16 protein-coding genes are annotated in these 18,680 nt (G+C 72.0%); 5 read left to right on the forward strand and 11 right to left on the reverse strand.

What is annotated here, in order from left to right; all coding sequences use genetic code 11:
• Positions 1–42 precede the first annotated feature (42 nt).
• On the forward strand, positions 43–2,286 hold the full coding sequence (locus ASF78_RS01985) for an MMPL family transporter (protein WP_056584291.1): 2,244 nt from the start codon (positions 43–45) through the stop codon (positions 2,284–2,286).
• A 9-nt stretch (positions 2,287–2,295) separates the two neighbouring features.
• Complete coding sequence (locus ASF78_RS01990) at positions 2,296–2,652, forward strand: hypothetical protein (RefSeq protein WP_156373998.1); 357 nt, start codon at positions 2,296–2,298, stop codon at positions 2,650–2,652.
• Between the two features lie 12 nt (positions 2,653–2,664).
• Here the strand turns inward: ASF78_RS01990 and ASF78_RS01995 are convergent, their stop codons facing one another.
• The 7 genes from ASF78_RS01995 to ASF78_RS02020 are packed head-to-tail and all read right to left on the reverse strand — an operon-like array spanning position 2,665 to position 9,127.
• A complete protein-coding gene (locus ASF78_RS01995) occupies positions 2,665–3,423 on the reverse strand; it encodes a GNAT family N-acetyltransferase (RefSeq protein ID WP_056584297.1) in 759 nt (252 codons plus the stop codon).
• Positions 3,423–5,192, reverse strand: a complete 1,770-nt coding sequence (aspS, locus tag ASF78_RS02000; protein ID WP_056584301.1) for an aspartate--tRNA ligase — start codon at positions 5,190–5,192, stop codon at positions 3,423–3,425. Before aspS ends, ASF78_RS01995 begins: the two co-directional genes overlap by 1 nt.
• 54 nt (positions 5,193–5,246) lie before the next feature.
• On the reverse strand, positions 5,247–5,552 hold the full coding sequence (locus ASF78_RS23360) for a hypothetical protein (RefSeq protein WP_369816294.1): 306 nt from the start codon (positions 5,550–5,552) through the stop codon (positions 5,247–5,249).
• 53 nt (positions 5,553–5,605) lie between these two features.
• Positions 5,606–5,890, reverse strand: coding sequence for a hypothetical protein (locus ASF78_RS23365; protein ID WP_369816295.1), 285 nt, complete (start codon positions 5,888–5,890; stop codon positions 5,606–5,608).
• Positions 5,891–5,924: 34 nt separating this feature from the next.
• Positions 5,925–6,998 carry an Rv2578c family radical SAM protein gene (locus tag ASF78_RS02010; RefSeq protein ID WP_056584305.1) on the reverse strand — a complete coding sequence of 358 codons (1,074 nt, stop codon included), beginning with the start codon at positions 6,996–6,998 and terminating at the stop codon, positions 5,925–5,927.
• 31 nt (positions 6,999–7,029) lie between these two features.
• Positions 7,030–8,382 carry a histidine--tRNA ligase gene (hisS, locus tag ASF78_RS02015; RefSeq protein WP_056584307.1) on the reverse strand — a complete coding sequence of 451 codons (1,353 nt, stop codon included), beginning with the start codon at positions 8,380–8,382 and terminating at the stop codon, positions 7,030–7,032.
• Between the two features lie 31 nt (positions 8,383–8,413).
• On the reverse strand, positions 8,414–9,127 hold the full coding sequence (locus ASF78_RS02020; protein ID WP_056584310.1) for an MBL fold metallo-hydrolase: 714 nt from the start codon (positions 9,125–9,127) through the stop codon (positions 8,414–8,416).
• Between the two features lie 162 nt (positions 9,128–9,289).
• Here ASF78_RS02020 and ASF78_RS02025 point away from each other — a divergent pair, with 162 nt between their 5' ends.
• From ASF78_RS02025 to ASF78_RS02035, 3 genes are all read left to right on the forward strand, one after another.
• On the forward strand, positions 9,290–10,054 hold the full coding sequence (locus tag ASF78_RS02025; protein ID WP_056584312.1) for a peptidylprolyl isomerase: 765 nt from the start codon (positions 9,290–9,292) through the stop codon (positions 10,052–10,054).
• Positions 10,051–11,949: a DUF349 domain-containing protein gene (locus ASF78_RS02030; protein ID WP_056584315.1), complete on the forward strand. Its 1,899-nt coding sequence runs from the start codon at positions 10,051–10,053 to the stop codon at positions 11,947–11,949. The genes ASF78_RS02025 and ASF78_RS02030 overlap by 4 nt, the downstream gene beginning before the upstream one ends.
• Positions 11,950–12,082: 133 nt before the next feature.
• Positions 12,083–12,643 carry a hypothetical protein gene (locus ASF78_RS02035; protein ID WP_056584318.1) on the forward strand — a complete coding sequence of 187 codons (561 nt, stop codon included), beginning with the start codon at positions 12,083–12,085 and terminating at the stop codon, positions 12,641–12,643.
• A gap of 3 nt (positions 12,644–12,646) precedes the next feature.
• Here ASF78_RS02035 and ASF78_RS02040 read toward each other — a convergent pair whose 3' ends face one another.
• The 4 genes from ASF78_RS02040 to secD all read right to left on the reverse strand — a co-directional run bounded on the left by ASF78_RS02040 (position 12,647) and on the right by secD (position 18,631).
• Positions 12,647–14,971, reverse strand: a complete 2,325-nt coding sequence (locus ASF78_RS02040; RefSeq protein ID WP_056584321.1) for a bifunctional (p)ppGpp synthetase/guanosine-3',5'-bis(diphosphate) 3'-pyrophosphohydrolase — start codon at positions 14,969–14,971, stop codon at positions 12,647–12,649.
• 80 nt (positions 14,972–15,051) lie between these two features.
• On the reverse strand, positions 15,052–15,630 hold the full coding sequence (locus ASF78_RS02045; protein ID WP_056584324.1) for an adenine phosphoribosyltransferase: 579 nt from the start codon (positions 15,628–15,630) through the stop codon (positions 15,052–15,054).
• A complete protein-coding gene (gene secF, locus ASF78_RS02050; RefSeq protein ID WP_056584326.1) occupies positions 15,627–16,718 on the reverse strand; it encodes a protein translocase subunit SecF in 1,092 nt (363 codons plus the stop codon). Before secF ends, ASF78_RS02045 begins: the two co-directional genes overlap by 4 nt.
• Complete coding sequence (gene secD, locus ASF78_RS02055; protein WP_056584330.1) at positions 16,718–18,631, reverse strand: protein translocase subunit SecD; 1,914 nt, start codon at positions 18,629–18,631, stop codon at positions 16,718–16,720. Before secD ends, secF begins: the two co-directional genes overlap by 1 nt.
• Positions 18,632–18,680 lie beyond the last annotated feature (49 nt).

Below are 18,680 nucleotides of genomic sequence, written 5' to 3' on the forward strand. Positions count from 1 at the left end.
CCGGGTGAGAACGTGTGCGAGACGCCCGTTCCACCTGCGACGATGTGCCGCGTGTTCGCCCGAGTAGGTCGCGCAGTCGCCCACCATCCCCGCCTCACCGTCGTGGCGTGGCTGGTCTTCGCCGTGCTCGGGTACGGGTTGGCCGTCCTCGGCGTGCACGGGGAGAACCTGTTCGAGCGGCTGAGCACCGGGGCGCCAGGCGTTCCCGGGTCCGAGAGCTCGGAAGCCTTCGCCATCCTCGACGAGGCCGACGACAGCGGGCCGTCGCTGACCCTCGTGCTCGACGGCGTCGACCCGGCCGACCCCGACGTGGCGACCGCGCTCGCTCCCGCGCGGGAGGACCTGGTCGCGATCGACGGCGTGGTCTCGGTGATCGATCCCCTCGCGCTGCCGGACGGTGCCGCGAACCCCGCAGCCGCGCCCCTGGTCGCCCAGGACGGTGACGGCTTCCTCGTCGTCGTCGAGCTCGCACCGGACCTGCCGGCGCAGGAGCAGGAGGCGGCCCTCGACGAGGTCGAGACGCGTCTGCTCGACATCCCGTCGGACCTCGAGGCCGTCGCGCCCGACGCGACAGGGATCGTCGGCGGGACCACGCTCATCGTCGAGGCGATCACGGACCAGGTGGAGACGGACCTGCGGACCGGCGAGACCATCGCGCTGCCGATCGCGCTGCTCATCATGATCCTGGTCTTCGGCGGCTTCCTCGCCGCCGGGATGCCCATGGTCGGCGCGGTCGCGTCGATCGCCGGCGGCCTCGCGGCACTCCTCGGCTTCTCCTACGTGCTCGACCTCGACTCGTCGGTCGTCAACATCGTCACCGTGCTCGGCCTCGGTCTCTCGATCGACTGGGGCCTGCTGATGGTGTCGCGGTTCCGCGAGGAGCTGCACCACCTGGTCGACGACGACGGAGGTGCCCGGAGCCGACGGCGACGCGGTGACGGGGCCGTGCTCACCGCGATCGAACGCACCATGGCGACCGCGGGCCGCACCGTGACGTTCTCGGCCCTCATCGTGGCCATCTCGATCGCCGGGTTGCTCGTCTTCGAGCCACCGATCCTGCGCGCGTTCGGTGCAGCGGGGGTCGCCGTGATCGTCGTGGCGGCCGCGACCGCGCTGACCCTCGTCCCGGCGCTGCTCGTCCTCGCGGGGCGGCGCATGATCCGGCCGAGCATCCTCGCCCGCATCCCCGGGCTGCGCGGCCTCCTCGCCCGTACCGCCGACGTGCAGACAGAGGAGGGCGTGTTCTCGCGCCTCGCCGGGTGGGTACAGCGGCGGCCGTGGCGGGTGCTGCTCGGGTCGCTGGCCGTGCTCGGGATCCTGGCGCTCCCGCTGGCTCACCTCGAGCTCCGGAACTCGACGACGGAGCTGCTTCCCGCGGGGAGCGCCCAACGAGAGTTCGTCGACACGCTCGCACGCGACTACCCGGCCGCCTCGACCCCCGCGATCACGGTCGTCGCGCAGACCTCGCTCGACGAGGCGACAGCGTGGGCCGAGAGCCTGGAGGACCTCGACGGCGTCGCGTCCGTCGACCCGCCGACCCCGGTCGACTCCTACGTCGTGGTCGGTGTCCGGCCCGCCACCGACGACCCCGGCGATGCGGTCGCCCGTGACGTGGTGCACCAGATCCGCGCCCTCGACGCACCCTTCCCCACGTGGGTGACCGGCCAGGCTGCCTCCCAGATCGACTTCACCGCTGCCGTCATGGAGCGGGCACCCTGGGCGGTCGGGATCGTCGCCGTCGCGTGCCTCGTGCTCCTGTTCCTGATGACCGGGTCGGTCGTCGTGCCGGTCAAGGCACTGGTCACCAACGTGATCTCGCTGGCGGCGTCGCTCGGTGTCCTCGTCTGGGTGTTCCAGGACGGGCACCTGTCCGGCGTGCTGGACTTCACGCCCACCGGCGGCATCGAGACGTACGTCATCGCGCTGGTGATCGCCTTCGGGTTCGGGCTCGCGATGGACTACGAGGTGTTCCTGCTGTCCCGGATCAAGGAGCTCGTCGACGAGGGCGTCCCCAACGACCGCGCGGTGCGGCTCGGCCTGCAGCGGTCCGGGCGCATCATCACGTCGGCCGCGCTCATCGTCATCGTGGTGTTCGCGGGCTTCGTGGCCGGCGAGCTGCTCGTGATCAAGGAGGTCGGCTTCTCCCTCGCCGTCGCCGTGCTCATCGACGCGACCCTGGTGCGGATGCTCCTCGTGCCGGCGACCATGACGATCCTCGGACGCGCCAACTGGTGGGCCCCGCCGTTCCTGCGGCGCGCGCACCGGCGCGTCTCGATCAGGCACTGAGGAGGCACGGTGACGCGATCGTGGGCTGTCGACCGGGTGCCCTACGTGCGTGCCCGGTGGGTCGCACGAGGTGCCAGCGTCGGGTTCACGGTCCTCGCCGTGATCCTGGCCCGCGCCGTCGCCGTCCTCGTCGGCACCGGCGGGATGGCCCCGCTCGCCATGCTGCCGTTCCTCGCGCTCTGCACCGTGGCCGTGCTGGGGTGGATCGTGCTGGGGCGGCTCTGGCGACGCGTCGGCGACCTGCGTCCCGTCGTCCTGCCGGTGGACGCCGGGGCGGGTGCGCTCCAGGGTGCGCCGGAACGTGATGCCGCCGACGGACACCACCGGTCCCTGAGCGGCGAGCTCGAACCGCCGACCCGGTGGTGACCCGCCCCACGGTCAGGCAGGCGGGCGCTGCGTCCCGGCCGGGGAGAACGACGTGAACTCGGCGTCGGTGCGGAACCCGAGCCGTCGGTAGATCCGCCGGGCGACGTCGTTCTGGGCGTACATGCCCAGCGACACCCACGACGCGCCCGAACGCAGCCCGGCGCGAACCGCCGCCGCGGTGAGGGCCGTCCCGGCCCCCGTCCCCCGCAGCGCCGGCCGGACGCCGAGCCCGTGCACGTGCCAGGACCGAGCGTCACCCGGTCCGCCACGCTCGGCCACGCCGACCACCCCGCCGAGCACACCGTCGACGTGCACGCCCCACCAGCCCAGCTCGTCCGGACCCGTCGGGTCGGCGGACGTGTCGGGGTTGGCCTCGGCAAGGCAGGCGCGGATGGCGTCCGCGTCCCGGTCGCGGTCGAGCGCGCGGACCTCGCCCTCCCCCGCAACCGCCAGCGGCAGCGTGTCCGTCGAGAGCCAGTCCCACGTGGAGAACGGCACGAGACCGAGACCGTCGAGTGTCGCCGCCCCCGGTCGTGACCCCCGCGGCACGCTCATCCAGCGGGCGGGACCGAGGTCGGCGTCGGCGACGATCCGGTCCACCTGCGCCGGAGCACCACGGCCGAGCACGGTCGGTCGGTCGGGTCCACCGATCAGCAGGACGAGCGCGTCGTCGTCGCCGAGCACGTCGACCGCGTCCCAGCGGTGCCGCTCACCCAGCAGCATCCGGTCCTGCCGCCACCGGGGCGGCAGGACCTCGAGCACGTCCGCCATCAGGCCTCGGCTGCGGCCTTCGGCTTGGCGTCCACGCCGGCCTCGCGCCGCTGCTCCGGCGTGATCGGCGCCGGCGCGGCGGTCAACGGGTCGAACCCGCCGCCCGACTTCGGGAACGCGATGACGTCGCGGATCGACTCCGAACCCGTCAGCAGGGCCAGGATCCGGTCCCAGCCGAACGCGATCCCGCCGTGCGGGGGCGCGCCGAACTGGAACGCGTTGAGCAGGAAGCCGAACTTCTCCTGCGCCTCGTCGGGACCGATGCCCATGACGTCGAACACGCGCTCCTGGACGTCCCGACGGTGGATACGGATGGAGCCGCCGCCGATCTCGTTGCCGTTGCAGACGATGTCGTACGCGTAGGCCAGGGCGGCGCCCGGGTCCTGCTCGAACGTGTCGATCCACTCCGGGGTCGGGGACGTGAACGCGTGGTGCACCGCGGTCCAGGCGCCTCCGCCGACCGCCACGTCGTCGTCCTCGCCCGTGGGCTTGAACAGCGGGGCGTCGACCACCCAGACGAACTTCCACTCGTTCTCGTCGATGAGACCGCCCCGTCGACCGATCTCGAGGCGGGCGGCACCGAGCAGCGCCCGCGCGTCGTTGACCGACCCGGCCGCGAAGAACACCGCGTCGCCAGGGCTTGCGCCGACGGCTGCGACCAGGCCGGCGCGCTCCGACTCCGAGAGGTTCTTGGCCACCGGTCCGCCCAGCTCACCGTCCTCCCCGACCGTGACGTACGCGAGACCCTTGGCGCCGCGCTGCTTGGCCCACTCCTGCCAGGCATCGAAGCCGCGCCGCGGCGTCGAGCCCCCACCAGGCTGCACGACGGCGCCGACGTAGGGCGCCTGGAAGACGCGGAACGGCGTGTCCGAGAAGTACGACGTCAGCTCGACCAGCTCGAGCCCGAACCGCAGGTCGGGCTTGTCGTTGCCGTAGCGCGCCATCGACTCCGCGAACGTGATGCGCGGGATCGGCGTCGGCACGGTCACCCCGATGAGGTCCCAGAGCGCGACGAGGATCTGCTCACCGAGCGCGATGACGTCGTCCTGCTCGACGAAGCTCATCTCGACGTCGAGCTGCGTGAACTCCGGCTGACGGTCCGCCCGGAAGTCCTCGTCGCGGTAGCAGCGGGCGATCTGGTAGTACCGCTCGAGCCCGCCGACCATGAGCAGCTGCTTGAACAGCTGCGGCGACTGCGGCAGCGCGTACCAGGACCCGGGCGACAGACGCGCAGGCACCAGGAAGTCGCGCGCGCCCTCGGGTGTCGAGCGCGTCAGCGTCGGGGTCTCGACCTCGACGAAGTCCTGCGCGTCGAGCACCCGCCGCGCAGCCTGGTTCGCCTTGGCGCGCAGCCGCATCGCCCGCGCGGGCGCCGGCCGACGCAGGTCCAGGTAGCGGTACTTGAGGCGAGCCTCCTCCCCCACCGTCTCGTCGAGGGAGGACGAGACCTGGAACGGCAGCGGCTCGGACTCGTTGAGCACGACGACCTGCGCGGCGACGAGCTCGACCTCACCGGTGGCCAGGTTCGGGTTCTCGTTGCCCGCGGGCCGACGACCCACCTCACCGGTGACCTGGAGCACGTACTCCGCGCGCAAGCCGTGCGCGACGGCCTCGTCGCGGACGACGACCTGGGCGATGCCCGACGCGTCCCGCAGGTCCACGAACGCGACCCCACCGTGATCGCGACGCCGGTCCACCCAGCCCGTGAGGGTGACGGTGGTGCCGATGTGCTCGGCTCGCAGCGAGCCGGCCGTGTGGGTGCGGAGCACGGAAGGTCCTTCGGGGTCGGGAGTGGGAGCGCCCCGGAGGACGCCCGCACGATCTTAGTGCCCGGGTCGCGTGCGCCCCGCCGACATTTCGATGATCGTCCGGACACGGGTCACGGTCGGTGCCGCGGGGACCGAGGAGAACCCGAAGCGCACCGGGGGTACGACGGGTGCGAGGGCGCCGAGGTCGGCCGACCCCCACAGCGCCCGGACTGCCGTGATCGCGTGCTGGTCGCCGGCGACGTACCACTCCCGCCTGCCTTGACCGGCGGTGCCGCGGGTGCGGACGCCGTCGAGGAGCACGCGGGCGAACGGGTCTGCGGCGGTGGCGAGCAGTGGCGCGACGGCGTCGTGGCGCGGCATCGCACCGAGCACGCGTCCCAGTCGGGTGCGCGCGCCGATGGACACATCCGCCGTCAGCGGCCCTGCGCGCAGGCGCCAGCGCCGCCGCGCCTCGTCAGCCTGCAGCCCACCGGCACCACGTGCACCGCGTCGAACGCGTACGTGCCGGCCACGAGGTCCGCCACGTCGTCGCGAGGAGCCAGCAGCACGCGCAGCCCGTCGGCACGCTCGACCATCACGTCGGTGAAGGGACCGAGCGCCGAGGTGCGCCACCGGCCCACGACGATCCGGGTGCCCTCCGTGGTGCCGAACCCGGCGATGTGCCCGTCGAAGGTCAGGCGGTGGGATGTCGTCGTCACGCCGTCATCGTCTCCCGAGCGTGCGTGCGGCGCCTCAGAACAGGACCGGTTGCGCCGCCGCGACCGTCGGCTCGAGCACGGTGAGCCCCGCCGACGCGATGCTCCCGGTCGGGTACGTCCCCTCCCCGGGCGTCTCGTACCTCCCGGCCCGGTGACCCGCCCGGTCGGCGAACCCGTGCCGCACGAGCAGCGGGCGCACCCGTTCGTCGAGCCAGCGCACGTACTCCCGCGGTGCGTAGGCACCCCGTCCGTACAGCTCCTCGTACCGGCGCACGAGCGTGGGCGCGTGCTCGCGCAGCCAGCCGAGGAAGAGCGGCTTCACCGGTCCACGCAGGTGCAGCGGAAGGACCGTCACACCGGTCGCCCCGGCGTCGGCCAGGTCGCGCAGCAGGGAGTCGAGGTGCCCACGGTCATCGGTCAGCCACGGCAGGACCGGTGCGACCATCACCCCGCACGGCAGCCCGGCCTCCCGCACCGCGCGGATGAGGTCGAGCCGAGCCCTGGGCGTCGGCGTGCCCGGCTCGACGGCCTGCTGCAGCGACTCGTCCCGGATCGCCAGCGAGACGCCGATCCCGACCGGGACGGTGCGTGCGACCTCCGCCAGCAGCGGCAGGTCACGACGCAGCAGCGTGCCCTTGGTCAGGATCGACAGCGGCGTGCCGCTGTTCGCGAGCGCCTCGATGATCCCGGGCATGAACCGGTACCGGCCCTCGACGCGTTGGTACGGGTCGGTGTTGGTGCCGAGCGCGACGTGCTCGCGCGCCCACGACGGCCGCGCGAGCTCCGCCCGCAGCACGTCGACGACGTTGGTCTTCACGACGATCTGGGTCTCGAAGTCCCGCGCCGCGTCCAGGTCCAGGTACTCGTGCGTCGGCCGGGCGAAGCAGTAACCACATGCATGGAGGCAGCCCCTCGTCGGGTTCACCGTCCATCGGAACGGCATCCGTGATGCTGCCGGCACCTTGTTCAGCGCGCTCTTGCAGGAGACCTCGTGGAAGGTGACGCCCGCGAACTCAGGCGTCCGCACGCTCCGCTGCAGACCGGCGAGCGTCAGGCCGGGCAGCGCCGTTGCGTCGTCCGTCCCGATCCGCTGCGCGTCCCATCGCATGCTCTCATGCGAACATGTGTTCGAACGCGTGTCAAGCAGGCACCACGCGCGGCCAGAGGTCCGCCTCCGGTGGGGTCCACACCGACGCGTCCGCGTCGACCTGCTCGCCCGAGCGGATGTCCTTGACCTGGTCGGCCGCCTGCCCGTCCCCGCCCACGAACCAGACGAACGGGATCCGCCGCCGGTCGGCGTGCCGGATCTGCTTGCCGAACTTCGCCGCCGACGGTGCGACCTCGACCGGGATCCCCCGGGCCCGCAGTGCGGCGGCGACGGCGTCGGAGCGACCCCGGTCGTCCTCGTTGCTGACCGCGACGAGCACGGCGCTGGGCACCGAGCGCGTGGTGGTGACGAGACCTCGGCTGATCAGGCGGGACACCAGGCGCGAGACGCCGATGGACAGGCCGACCCCGGGGTACGTGTTCGCGCCGTCCGAGGCGAGGGTGTCGTAGCGCCCGCCGGAGCAGATCGACCCGAGCTGCTCGTGGCCGACGATGACGGTCTCGTAGACCGACCCGGTGTAGTAGTCGAGCCCGCGCGCGATCTTCAGGTCGGCGACCACGACGCCCGGCGCCCGGACGGACGCGGCACGGATGAGCGCCCCCAGCTCATCCAGACCCTCGTCGAGAAGGTCGTTCGACTCACCGGCGAGAGCGCGCACCCGGTCGATGACGGACTCGTCGGACCCGCTGATCGCGGCGAGCGCCAGGCACGCGCGGGCCTGGTCCTCGGACGCGCCGGCCTCGGCGACGAGCAGCCCGGCGACCGCGTCGGCGCCGATCTTGTCGAGCTTGTCGATGTTGCGCAGGACGGCCTCGACATCGGTCAGCCCGAGCCCGCGGTAGAAGCCCTCGGCGACCTTGCGGTTGTTGACCAGCACCCGCACGGGCGGCACGCCGATCTCGCGCAGCGCGCCGAGCGCCTCGGCCATGACCAGGGGGAGCTCGACCTCGTAGTGGTACGGGAGCGTCCCGGCGCCGACGACGTCGATGTCGGCCTGCACGAACTCCCGGAAACGCCCGTCCTGGGGCCGCTCTCCGCGCCAGGCCTTCTGGATCTGGTACCGACGGAACGGGAACGCGAGGTGCCCGGCGTTCTCCAGCACGTAGCGCGCGAACGGGACCGTCAGGTCGAAGTGCAGACCGAGCGTGTCGGCGCGGTCCGGCTCGCTACCCGGCTCCTCGTGGAGCCGGCGCATCACGTAGACCTCCTTGGAGGTCTCGCCCTTGCGCAGCAGCTGGTCCAGCGGCTCCACCGCCCTCGTCTCGATCCCCACGAACCCGTGGAGCTCGAACGTGCGGCGCAGGACGTCGAGCACGTGCTGCTCGATGATGCGGCCCTCGGGCAGCCACTCGGGAAATCCGGACAGGGGTGTCGGTCGTGCCATGGGGCCCGATCCTTCCAGACCGGCCGGGGTCTCAGAGACGCGCGAGGTACGGGTTGTGGACGAGCTCGGTCGCGATGTCGCTGGTCGGCCCGTGCCCGGGGACCACGACCGTCTCGGGCGGCAGGGCCGCGACGACCTCCCGGAGGGTCCGCTGCATCGTCGCGTCGTCCCCGCCCGGCAGGTCCGTGCGCCCGATCGAGCCGGCGAACAGCACGTCCCCCGTGAAGGCCAGGGGGCCGAGCAGGTAGAGGGTCGATCCCTCCGTGTGGCCAGGTGCGTGCCGGGCCACCACCCGCAGGCTGCCGAGCTCGAGCACGCAGTCCGCGGAGCGGGCGTCGGAGACCGCCCCGAACGGCTCGACCCGACGAGGTGCGGCATAGCTGCCGGGGTCGATGCCGGTGGCGGAGATGGCCTGCGCCAACGGTCCGGACGGGTCGTGCGCCGGCCCTGCGGAGCCGAGCAGACCCAGCGTGCCGAACGGGTCCGCGAGCCGGTAGACGTCCGCGGCGTGCAGGACGACGGGCACGTCGAGCGCCTCGGACAGCCGGGCGGCGTCCCACGTGTGGTCGACGTGACCGTGCGTGGCCAGCACCGCGGCCGGCCGCAGCCGTCGTTCCTCGACGAGTGCGAGGACGTCGTCCGTGACCCCCGCCCCGGCGTCGATGACGACGCACGACCCCTCGTCGTCGACGAGGACGGAGCACCGGGCCCCGAAGACCGCGGACACGACCGTGATGACCTGCATGGGACGCACGGTAGCCGCCCGGCGTGTCCGGACTGTGATGTCGCACGGCGGTGCTGCTGGTGGCCCGTCGCCAAGCCTTGCCTAGACTGTCCCGGGTCCCCTACATGCAGTGCGGCTGGCGGACGACCTGTCGCACCGCACGACGACGCGAGGAGCGTGTGCGTGTCCACCAAGAGCGAGCGTGAGTACGAGCGCCGCCGGTACGAGAAGTGGCAGGAGCGCCAGACCAAGGCGCAGGCCCGCCGCCATCGCCAGCGCGTGATCGCGGGCAGCATCGTCGCTGCCCTCGTGCTCACCACCGGTGTCGTCGCCGCACTCGCCCTGACCAACGACGAGCCCGCCGCGAACCCGACACCGTCCGCCACCCCGCCCGCGAACTCCACCGAGGTCCCGGACCCGTCGCTCGCGCAGGACCGCACCTGGACCGGCAGCATCGCCCTGTCGCAGGGTGAGCTCGGCATCGAGCTCGACGGCGCCGCCGCGCCGCAGGCCGTCGCCAACTTCGTCACGCTCGCCGGCGAGGGCTACTTCGACACGACGAAGTGCCACCGACTGACCGAGGAGGGCATCTTCGTCCTCCAGTGCGGCGACCCGACGGCACTGGGCGTCGCGGACACGAACACGGGCGGCACCGGCGGACCGGGTTACACCTGGGGCCCGATCGAGAACGCGCCGGCGGACAACGTCTATCCGGCGGGCACGATCGCCATGGCACGGACCGGCGACGACGGCAGCTCAATGGGCAGCCAGTTCTTCCTGGTCTACGAGGACTCACCTATTCCCGCAGACTCTGCGGGTGGCTACACCGTGTTCGGCCACATCACGTCCGGCATGGACGTGTTGCAGGCCATCGCCGACGCGGGCACCGTCGAAGGGACCCAGGTCCCGGTGTCCGACGTCATCATCGAGGGAGTGAACATCCAGTGACGCAGACCCCGACGTCCGGACCCGTGCCCGACGACTCCGTGCCGGCAGCAGACGCCGAGCAGCCCGAGGCACCTGTGGTGCCCGACGAGGTCGACGCCGCGGCTGCGGAGACGGTCACGGAGGACGCCCCCGAGGACGACGCACCCGCCGGTGACGCCGACGTCCCCGCGGAGGTCGCCGAGGCCTCGGCCGACGACGTTGTCGCCGACGAGCCGGCCGTGAGCGACGTCGCCGTCGACGCGTCGGCCGTGACGGAGGTTGCCGACGAGGTCGCGACCGACGAGGTCACAGTCGACGATGCCCCGACGGACACCGTCACCGAGACAGAGCCTTCGGCCGAGTCCGTCCCTGCACCGGAGCCGGAGCCCGCGGCCGACGCCGACGCTGAGCCGGAGCCCGCGGCCGACGCCGTCGCTGAGCCGGAGCCGTCGGTCGACGTGCCCGCCGAGCCGGAGACCGCGGCGGCTGACGAGGGCGCGACCCCCGAGCCGGAGTCCTCCCCCGTGCCGACGCCGCCGTCGGCTCGACCGGTCCCGCGCCCGCGTCCGGTCCCGCACCCGCCGGCCCACCCCGCGCCGACGACGATCGCCGCAGCAGCCCCTGCTGCGCCGGTCGCACCCCCGCAGGACGCCGTCGAGGCCGCCCACGCCGCGACGTTCGGCAGCGTCGACGAGGAGGGCAACGTCTCGGTCCGCGAGGCCGCAGGCGAGCGCGTCGTCGGTCAGTACCCCGGCGCGACCACCGAGGAGGCGCTCGGGCTGTACGTGCGCCGCTTCCTGGACCTGCAGGCGAAGGTCACGCTGTTCGAGGCGCGCCTCGCCGCGACGGACCTGTCCGTCAAGGAGATCGACCAGACGCTGGCCCGCCTGACGGACGAGGTCGCCGAGCCGGCCGCGGTCGGGGACCTCGACGCGTTGCGTGCCCGGCTCGACGCTCTGCGTGCGACCGCAGCGGAGCGCCGCGCGGTCGCGGAGGCCGAGCGCGCCGCGGCCCGGGAGGCTGCGGTCCTCGCGCGGACGGAGATCGTCGAGCAGGCCGAGAAGATCGCCTCGACCGACCCGTCGCGGATCCAGTGGCGGCCCGCCGGCGAGCAGCTGCGTCTCCTGCTCGACCAGTGGAAGGAGGCGCAGCGCTCCGGCCCGCGCCTCGACCGGCCGACGGAGGAGTCGCTCTGGAAGCGGTTCAGCCACGCGCGCACCACGTTCGACCGCGAGCGTCGTCACTTCTTCGCCGAGCTGGAGTCGCGCAACGCGTCGGCCAAGCAGGTCAAGGAGAACCTGGTGACCGAGGCCGAGCGGCTGCAGTCCAGCACCGACTGGGGCGCCACGGCGGGAGTCTTCCGCGACCTGATGGCGCAGTGGAAGGCCGCCGGGCGTGCGAGCCGTGCGGACGACGACGCCCTGTGGGCCCGCTTCCGAGCGGCGCAGGACGCGTTCTTCGCGGCGCGTGACGCCCAGTCGGCCGCTACCGACGAGGAGTTCCGCGCCAACCTCGAGGTCAAGGAGGCCCTGCTCGTCGAGGCGGAGGCGCTCCTGCCCGTGACCGACCTGGCTGCGGCCAAGTCTGCGCTGCACCGGATCCAGGACCGCTGGGAGGCGGCCGGCAAGGTGCCGCGCGCTGACGTCCAGCGCGTCGAGGGCAGGCTGCGGGCCGTCGAGACGGCGGTCCGGGACACCGACCAGGCTCAGTGGAAGCGCACCAACCCCGAGACCCGGGCGCGCGCCGAGGGTGCTGCGGCGCAGCTCCAGCAGGCGATCGCCGGGCTCGAGGCCGACCTCGACCGCGCCAAGGCCGCCGGTGACGCCCGCAAGATCGCCGACGCCCAGGCGGCGCTCGACGCCCGTCGTGCGTGGCTCGAGCAGGTCCAGCGGGCCGCACAGGACGCGCGCGGCTGACGACCGGCTCGACAGGCCCGAGGCCCCCGTCCCCTGCGGGCGGGGGCCTCGTCCCCTGCGGGCGGGGGCCTCGTCCGTCCACAGATGCAGCCCGGCGCCCCTGCGGGGCCGCAGCGGCCGCCATGCTGCTCCCGTGAGCACCCGTCTCGACGAGTTCCGTGCGGCCGCCCCGCCCCTGCCCCGCACCGTCACCCGGGAGGACCTCGGCGCCGCCGCCTGGTTCGGCCTGCTGCGGGACGGCGTCGTCCGCGTCGTGTGGGGTGACGTCGCCGTCCCGGCGGACCTCTCGGACACGCCGGAGGTGCGAGCGCTCGCACTGGCACCTCTGGTCCCCGCGCGGGGCGTGATCGGTCGCGGCTCCGCTGCCTGGGTCCACACCGGCCGCTACCCCCCGGGGCGCGTGGAGGTGCTGGTCCGCACCGGCGCGCGCCGCACCGACCCGCACCCCGCGCGCGTCGCGGCAGAAGCGACCCTCCCGCACGCGGACGTGGTGCGCGTCGGTGCCCACCGGGCCACGTCGGTCCAGCGCACGGGGATCGACATCGCCCGGATGCTCCCGGCGCCCCAGGCCGTCGCGACGCTGCGGGCCTTGCAGGACGTCGGGTTCGAGCCCGGACGTGCTCTGGACCGTCTCGCGGGATTCCGCGGGCACCGTGGGGTGCGCCAGGCGTACGCGACCTTGCTGGACCTGTGACGGTCAGGCGCGGATCGCCGGCTCCTCGGCCGCCTTGGCACCGGTGATGCGGTAGACGTCGAACACACCCTCGACCTTGCGCACCGCGGCGAGCACGGACGCCAGGTGCGACGGCTCGGCCATCTCGAACACGAACCGCGACAGCGCGACCCTGTCCCGGGACGTCGAGACCGACGCCGAGAGGATGTTCACGTGCGAGTCCGACAGCACGCGCGTCACGTCGGAGAGCAGGCGGCTGCGGTCGAGCGCCTCGACCTGGATCTGCACGAGGAACAGCGACGTGCTGTTGTGGCTCCAGGCGACGTCCACCATGCGCTCGGGCTCCGAGCGCAGGCTCGAGACGTTGATGCAGTCGCTGCGGTGCACGCTCACGCCCGCACCGCGCGTCACGAACCCCACGATGTCGTCGCCCGGGACCGGCGTGCAGCACTTCGCCAGCTTCACCCAGATGTCGTCCACGCCCTTGACCACGACGCCCGGGTCACCGGTGCGGACTCGCCGCTGCGTCTGACCCGGTCGGGCGACCTCGGCGAGGTCCTCCTCGGCTGCCGGCTCCCCACCCATCGACTGCACGAGACGCTGCACGACCGTGCCGGCCGACACCTGCCCCTCGCCGATCGCCGCGTACAGCGCGGAGACGTCGGCGTACCGCATCTCGTTGGCCAGGGCCACGAGCGACTCGTGGGACAGGAGCCGCTGGATCGGCAGGTTCTGCTTGCGCATCGCCTTGGCGATCGCGTCCTTGCCGTGCTCGATCGCTTCCTCGCGGCGCTCCTTGGAGAACCACTGGCGGATCTTGTTGCGCGCGCGGGGGCTCTTGACGAAGCCGAGCCAGTCGCGTGACGGCCCGGCCGTCTCGGACTTCGACGTGAACACGTCGACCACGTCGCCGTTCTCCAGCGACGAGTCCAGCGGGACGAGGCGCCCGTTCACGCGGGCACCCATCGTGCGGTGGCCCACCTCGGTGTGCACGGCGTACGCGAAGTCGACCGGCGTCGAGCCGGACGGCAGCCCGATCACGTCGCCCTTCGGTGTGAAGACGTAGACCTCGGAGCCGGCGATCTCGAACCGCAGCGAGTCGAGGAACTCGCTCGGGTCGGCGGTCTCCTTCTGCCAGTCGACCAGCTGCCGCAGCCACTGCATGTCGTTACCGGCGGAGTCCTTGTCCGTCGTGCCCGCGTTCTTCGCGCTCTCCTTGTACTTCCAGTGCGCCGCGACGCCGTACTCGGCCCGCCGGTGCATGTCGTGCGTGCGGATCTGGATCTCGACGGGCTTGCCGCCGGGGCCGATCACCGTCGTGTGCAACGACTGGTACAGGTTGAACTTCGGCATCGCGATGTAGTCCTTGAACCGCCCCGGGACAGGGTTCCACCGCGCGTGCAGCGAACCGAGCGCCGCATAGCAGTCCCGCACCGAGTCGACCAGGACGCGGACACCGACGAGGTCGTAGATGTCCGCGAAGTCGCGGCCGCGCACGATCATCTTCTGGTAGATCGAGTAGTAGTGCTTCGGCCGCCCCGTCACGGTCGCCCGGATCTTGGCCTTGCCCAGATCGGCGCCGACCTGCTCGCGGACCGTCGCCAGGTACTCCTCGCGGGCGGGCGCCCGCTCGGCGACCAGGTGCACGATCTCGTCGTAGACCTTGGGGTAGAGGGTCGCGAACGACAGGTCCTCGAGCTCCCACTTGATCGTGTTCATGCCGAGCCGGTGCGCCAGCGGCGCGTAGATCTCGAGGGTCTCGCGCGCCTTCTTCTCCGCCGAGGCGGCCGCGACGAACTTCCAGGTCCGGGCGTTGTGCAGGCGGTCCGCGAGCTTGATGACGAGCACCCGGATGTCCCGGGACATCGCGACGACCATCTTGCGGACCGTCTCGGCCTGCGCGGCGTCACCGTAGGTGACCTTGTCCAGCTTGGTGACGCCGTCGACGAGCATCGCGATCTCGGGGCCGAACTCCCGACGCAGCTGGTCGAGCGAGTAGTCGGTGTCCTCGACGGTGTCGTGCAGCAGCGCCGCGGCGAGCGTCGACGGCGTCATGCCGAGCTCGGCCAGGATCGTCGCGACGGCCACCGGGTGCGTGATGTACGGGTCGCCGCTCTTGCGCAGCTGTCCGCGGTGCGCCTTCTCCGCCACCACGTACGCCTGCTCCACCACCGCGAGGTCGGCCTTCGGGTGGTTGGTGCGCGCGGCCTGCAGGACCGGCTCGATCGCCGGGAACGCGGCGCCGCTGCGGGCGCCGAAGCGGCCCAGGCGCGAGCGCATGCGACTCGACGGGGAGTCGTTCTGCGCCGGGGGAAGACCGGTCTCGGGCGTGCGGACGTCTTCGCTCATCACACCCCCTCCCACGGTCGAGGCGACAGTCTACGACCGAGTACGCGCTGACACGGCCACAGGCCCGACGAGACGCCTGGTCAGGGCACGGCGAGCAGAACGTCGATCGCGTGGCCGGGCAGCAGGTCACGCCCACCGAGCGCCTCGAGCTCGACCAGGAACGAGAGTCCGACGACCTCCGCTCCGCACCGCTCGAGAAGTGCCACCGTCGCGGCAGCGGTGCCGCCGGTCGCCAGCACGTCGTCGATCACGAGAACCCGGGCGCCCGCGGGGATCGTCGCGGGATGGATCTCGATGGTCGCCGTGCCGTACTCCAGCTCGTACGACTGCGCGGCCGTGGGACCGGGCAGCTTGCCCGCCTTGCGGACCGGCAGCACACCGGCGCCCAACGTCACGGCCACGGGCGCGGCGAGCAGGAACCCGCGCGCCTCCATGCCCGCCACGAGGTCGACCGGGCCGTCGACGCGTCCGGCGATCTCGGCGATCACGTCCGCGAAGGCGGAGGCGTCGGCCAGCAGCGGCATGATGTCGCGGAAGAGGATCCCCGGCTGCGGGTAGTCGGGCACCAGACGGACGAGCTCGTCGATGCGGCGGAGCAGCTCCGTACGCGCGGCGGGGGCGCCCGTGGGCACCCCCGCCGCGCTGTCCGGAACCGTCATCGCTTGCGCTTCGGCTGCGCGGCGACGCCCTGGTGCGCGCCGGGCTTGAGGGCACCGACAGCCACGCGCACGTCCTCGCCCGGGACCGAGACGTCCTCGCCGCTCGCTGCACGCGCGGCGCGGGCGTCGAGGACCTTCTTCGTGTGCTCGCGGATCGCGGGCTCCCGCTCGCGCAGCGCCACCTCGAAGGGCGTCGCCAGGAAGACCGACGAGAACGTGCCGATGAGCATGCCGACGAACAGCGCAAGCGCGATGTCCCGGAGCGTGCCTGCTCCGAGGAGGAACGCCCCCACGAACAGGATCGCGCTGACGGGCAGCAGCGCGACGACGGACGTGTTGATCGAGCGGACCAGCGTCTGGTTGACGGCGAGGTTGGCCTTCTCGCCGTAGGTGTACCGCGACTGCTGGAGCGTGTCCGCGGTGTTCTCGCGCACCTTGTCGAAGACCACGACGGTGTCGTAGATCGAGTAGCCGAGGATCGTGAGGAAGCCGATCACCGTCGCCGGGGTGACCTCCCAGCCGATGGCCGCGTAGACGCCGACGGTGATGATCAGGTCGTGGAAGAGCGCGATCAGCGCCGCAGCCGCCATCCGCCAGTTCCTGAAGTAGATCGTCATGACGATCGTCACGAAGAGCAGGAACACCAGGATCCCGGTGATGGCCTTCTGCGAGATGTCCGCACCCCACGACGGGCCGATGAACGAGCTGGTGACGTTCTCCACCGGCACGTCGTACGCCTCGGCGAGCGCGTCCTTCACCTCGGTGACCTGGTCGTTGGTGAGCGTGGAGGTCTGGATGCGTAGCGAGTCGGAGCCGACCGTCGTGACCTTCGGCTGCTCGTCGGGCGCAATGTCGGTGACCGTGTCGATCGCGAGCTGCTGGCCCGTGTCGGAGACCCCGGACACGACGAACTCGGAACCACCCCGGAACTCGATACCGGGATTGAGCCCCGGCTTGATCAGGAAGATCGCGGAGAGCACCACGAGGACCGTCGAGATCGTGAACCAGATCTTCCGGCGACCGACGATGTCGTACGACCGACGGCCGGTGTAGAGGTCGTTGCCCCACTGGGCGAATCCGGAGGCCATCAGTGCTCGTTCCCCTCGGTGCGCCCGGACTCGGGCTCGGACTCCTGGGCGGGTGCGTCGACCGGCGTGTCCGTGGTCGATGCGGCCTTCTGCTCGGCGGCCCGGGCTGCGGCCCGGCGCTCGGCGATCGTCAGACCAGCGGTCCCACCGCCGACCGCGACCGGGATGCGGGGCGTCGGTTCGGCGTCGACCGCTTCGTCCTCGACGGCTGCGTCCTTGACAGCGCGGCCATCGGAGGTCTCGGAGCCGTGCACGACCCGGCCCCGGCCCACGTAGCGGCTGCCCTCGGGTGCACCGAGACGCCGCGGGTCCAGGCCCGAGAGCCGGTGGCCCTGGCCGAAGAACTTCGTTCGCGCGATCAGCTGCATGATCGGGTGCGTGAACATGAAGACCACGAGCACGTCGATCAGGGTGGTCAGACCGAGGGTGAACGCGAAGCCACGGACGCTGCCGACGGCGAGCACGTAGAGCACGACGGCAGCCAGGAAGTTCACCGCGTCGGACGCCAGGATCGTCCGGCGCGCCCGCTCCCAGCCACGGTCGACGGCCGCGACCAGCGTGCGACCCTCCCGCAGCTCGTCGCGGATGCGCTCGAAGTACACGATGAACGAGTCGGCGGTGATACCGATGGCGACGATCAGGCCGGCGACACCGGGCAGGGAGAGCCGGTAGCCCTGCGTCCACGACAGCAACGTGATGATGCTGTACGTCAGGACACCCGCGACAACCAGCGACGCCACCGTCACCAGACCCAGCGCGCGGTACTGCAGAAGCGAGTAGACGACGACCAGGCCGAGCCCGATGAGGCCGGCGAGCAGACCCATCTGCAGCTGCTCGGAACCCAGGGTCGCCGAGATCTGCTCCTCGCTCTCCACCTCGAACGTCAGCGGGAGCGAGCCGAAGTTCAGCTGGTTGGCCAGGCTCGCCGCCGAGTCACGCGTGAACGTGCCCGAGATCTCCGCCTTGCCGTCCGCGATGATCACGCCGGTGTCGAGGCTCGGGGCCGAGATCACGAGCCCGTCGAGCACCATCGCGAACTGGTTCAGCGGCGGTGTCGTGGCCAGACCCTGCAGACGTGTGGTCACCTCCGTGAACTGGGTGGTGCCCTGGCCGTCGAAGGCGATGTTGACGACCCACAGGTTTCCCGTACCGCCGCTGGGCAGCTGGTTCAGGCCCGAGGTGGCGCTGGAGATCCGCGCACCCTCGATCTCGACCGGACCAAGGATGTACTTCGCGCTGCCGTCCTGGCTGCACGTGACGAAGGCCTTGTCCGGGTCCCCGTTGACGCCGCCGGTGAGGTTGGTGGGATCGGTGCAGTCCAGGGCGTCGTACTTCGCCTGGACTGCTGGGGTGATGTAGTACGCGGCATCGCTCGGGTTGTCGGGCGCTGCCTTGGTCGGCTCGTCCGACGGCTCCTCCGCGGCTGCGCTGGGCGTCGGGGTCGGAGCCGGTGCCGCCGGGTCCGCCGCGGCGGCCGACTCGGTCGGCTCCGGCGTCGGCGTGGTGTCCGTCGGTGTCGGGGTCCCCTCCACCAGGACCGGCCGGAACGCCATCTGCGCAGAGGTCTTGACCAGATCGAGGGTTTCCTCGCTCGGGTTGCCGGGGAGGCCGACGACGATCTTTCCGCCGCTCTGGCTCGTGATCTCCGCCTCCGCGACACCGGAGGAGTCGACGCGCTGACGGATCACGTCGATCGCCTGCTGGACCTGCTCCGAGGAGATCTCCTCACCGCCCTCCGCGACCGGCGTCAGTATGATCTGCGTGCCGCCCTCGAGGTCGAGAGCGAGGTTCGGCGACCAGGTTGCGGTGGACCACTTGGTCCCCGCCGCGATGGTGCCGAGCAGCGCGAAGATGATGAAGCCGAGCACGGCGAGCGTGCGCAGGGGCCTCTGACGGCGTGTAGGAGGAGCCAACGGAGTTCTTCTCTCGTGCGCGCACCGACCGCGCAGGCGGCCGGTGGGG

It is taken from the genome of Cellulomonas sp. Leaf334 (assembly GCF_001424195.1).
Taxonomy (GTDB): domain Bacteria; phylum Actinomycetota; class Actinomycetes; order Actinomycetales; family Cellulomonadaceae; genus Cellulomonas.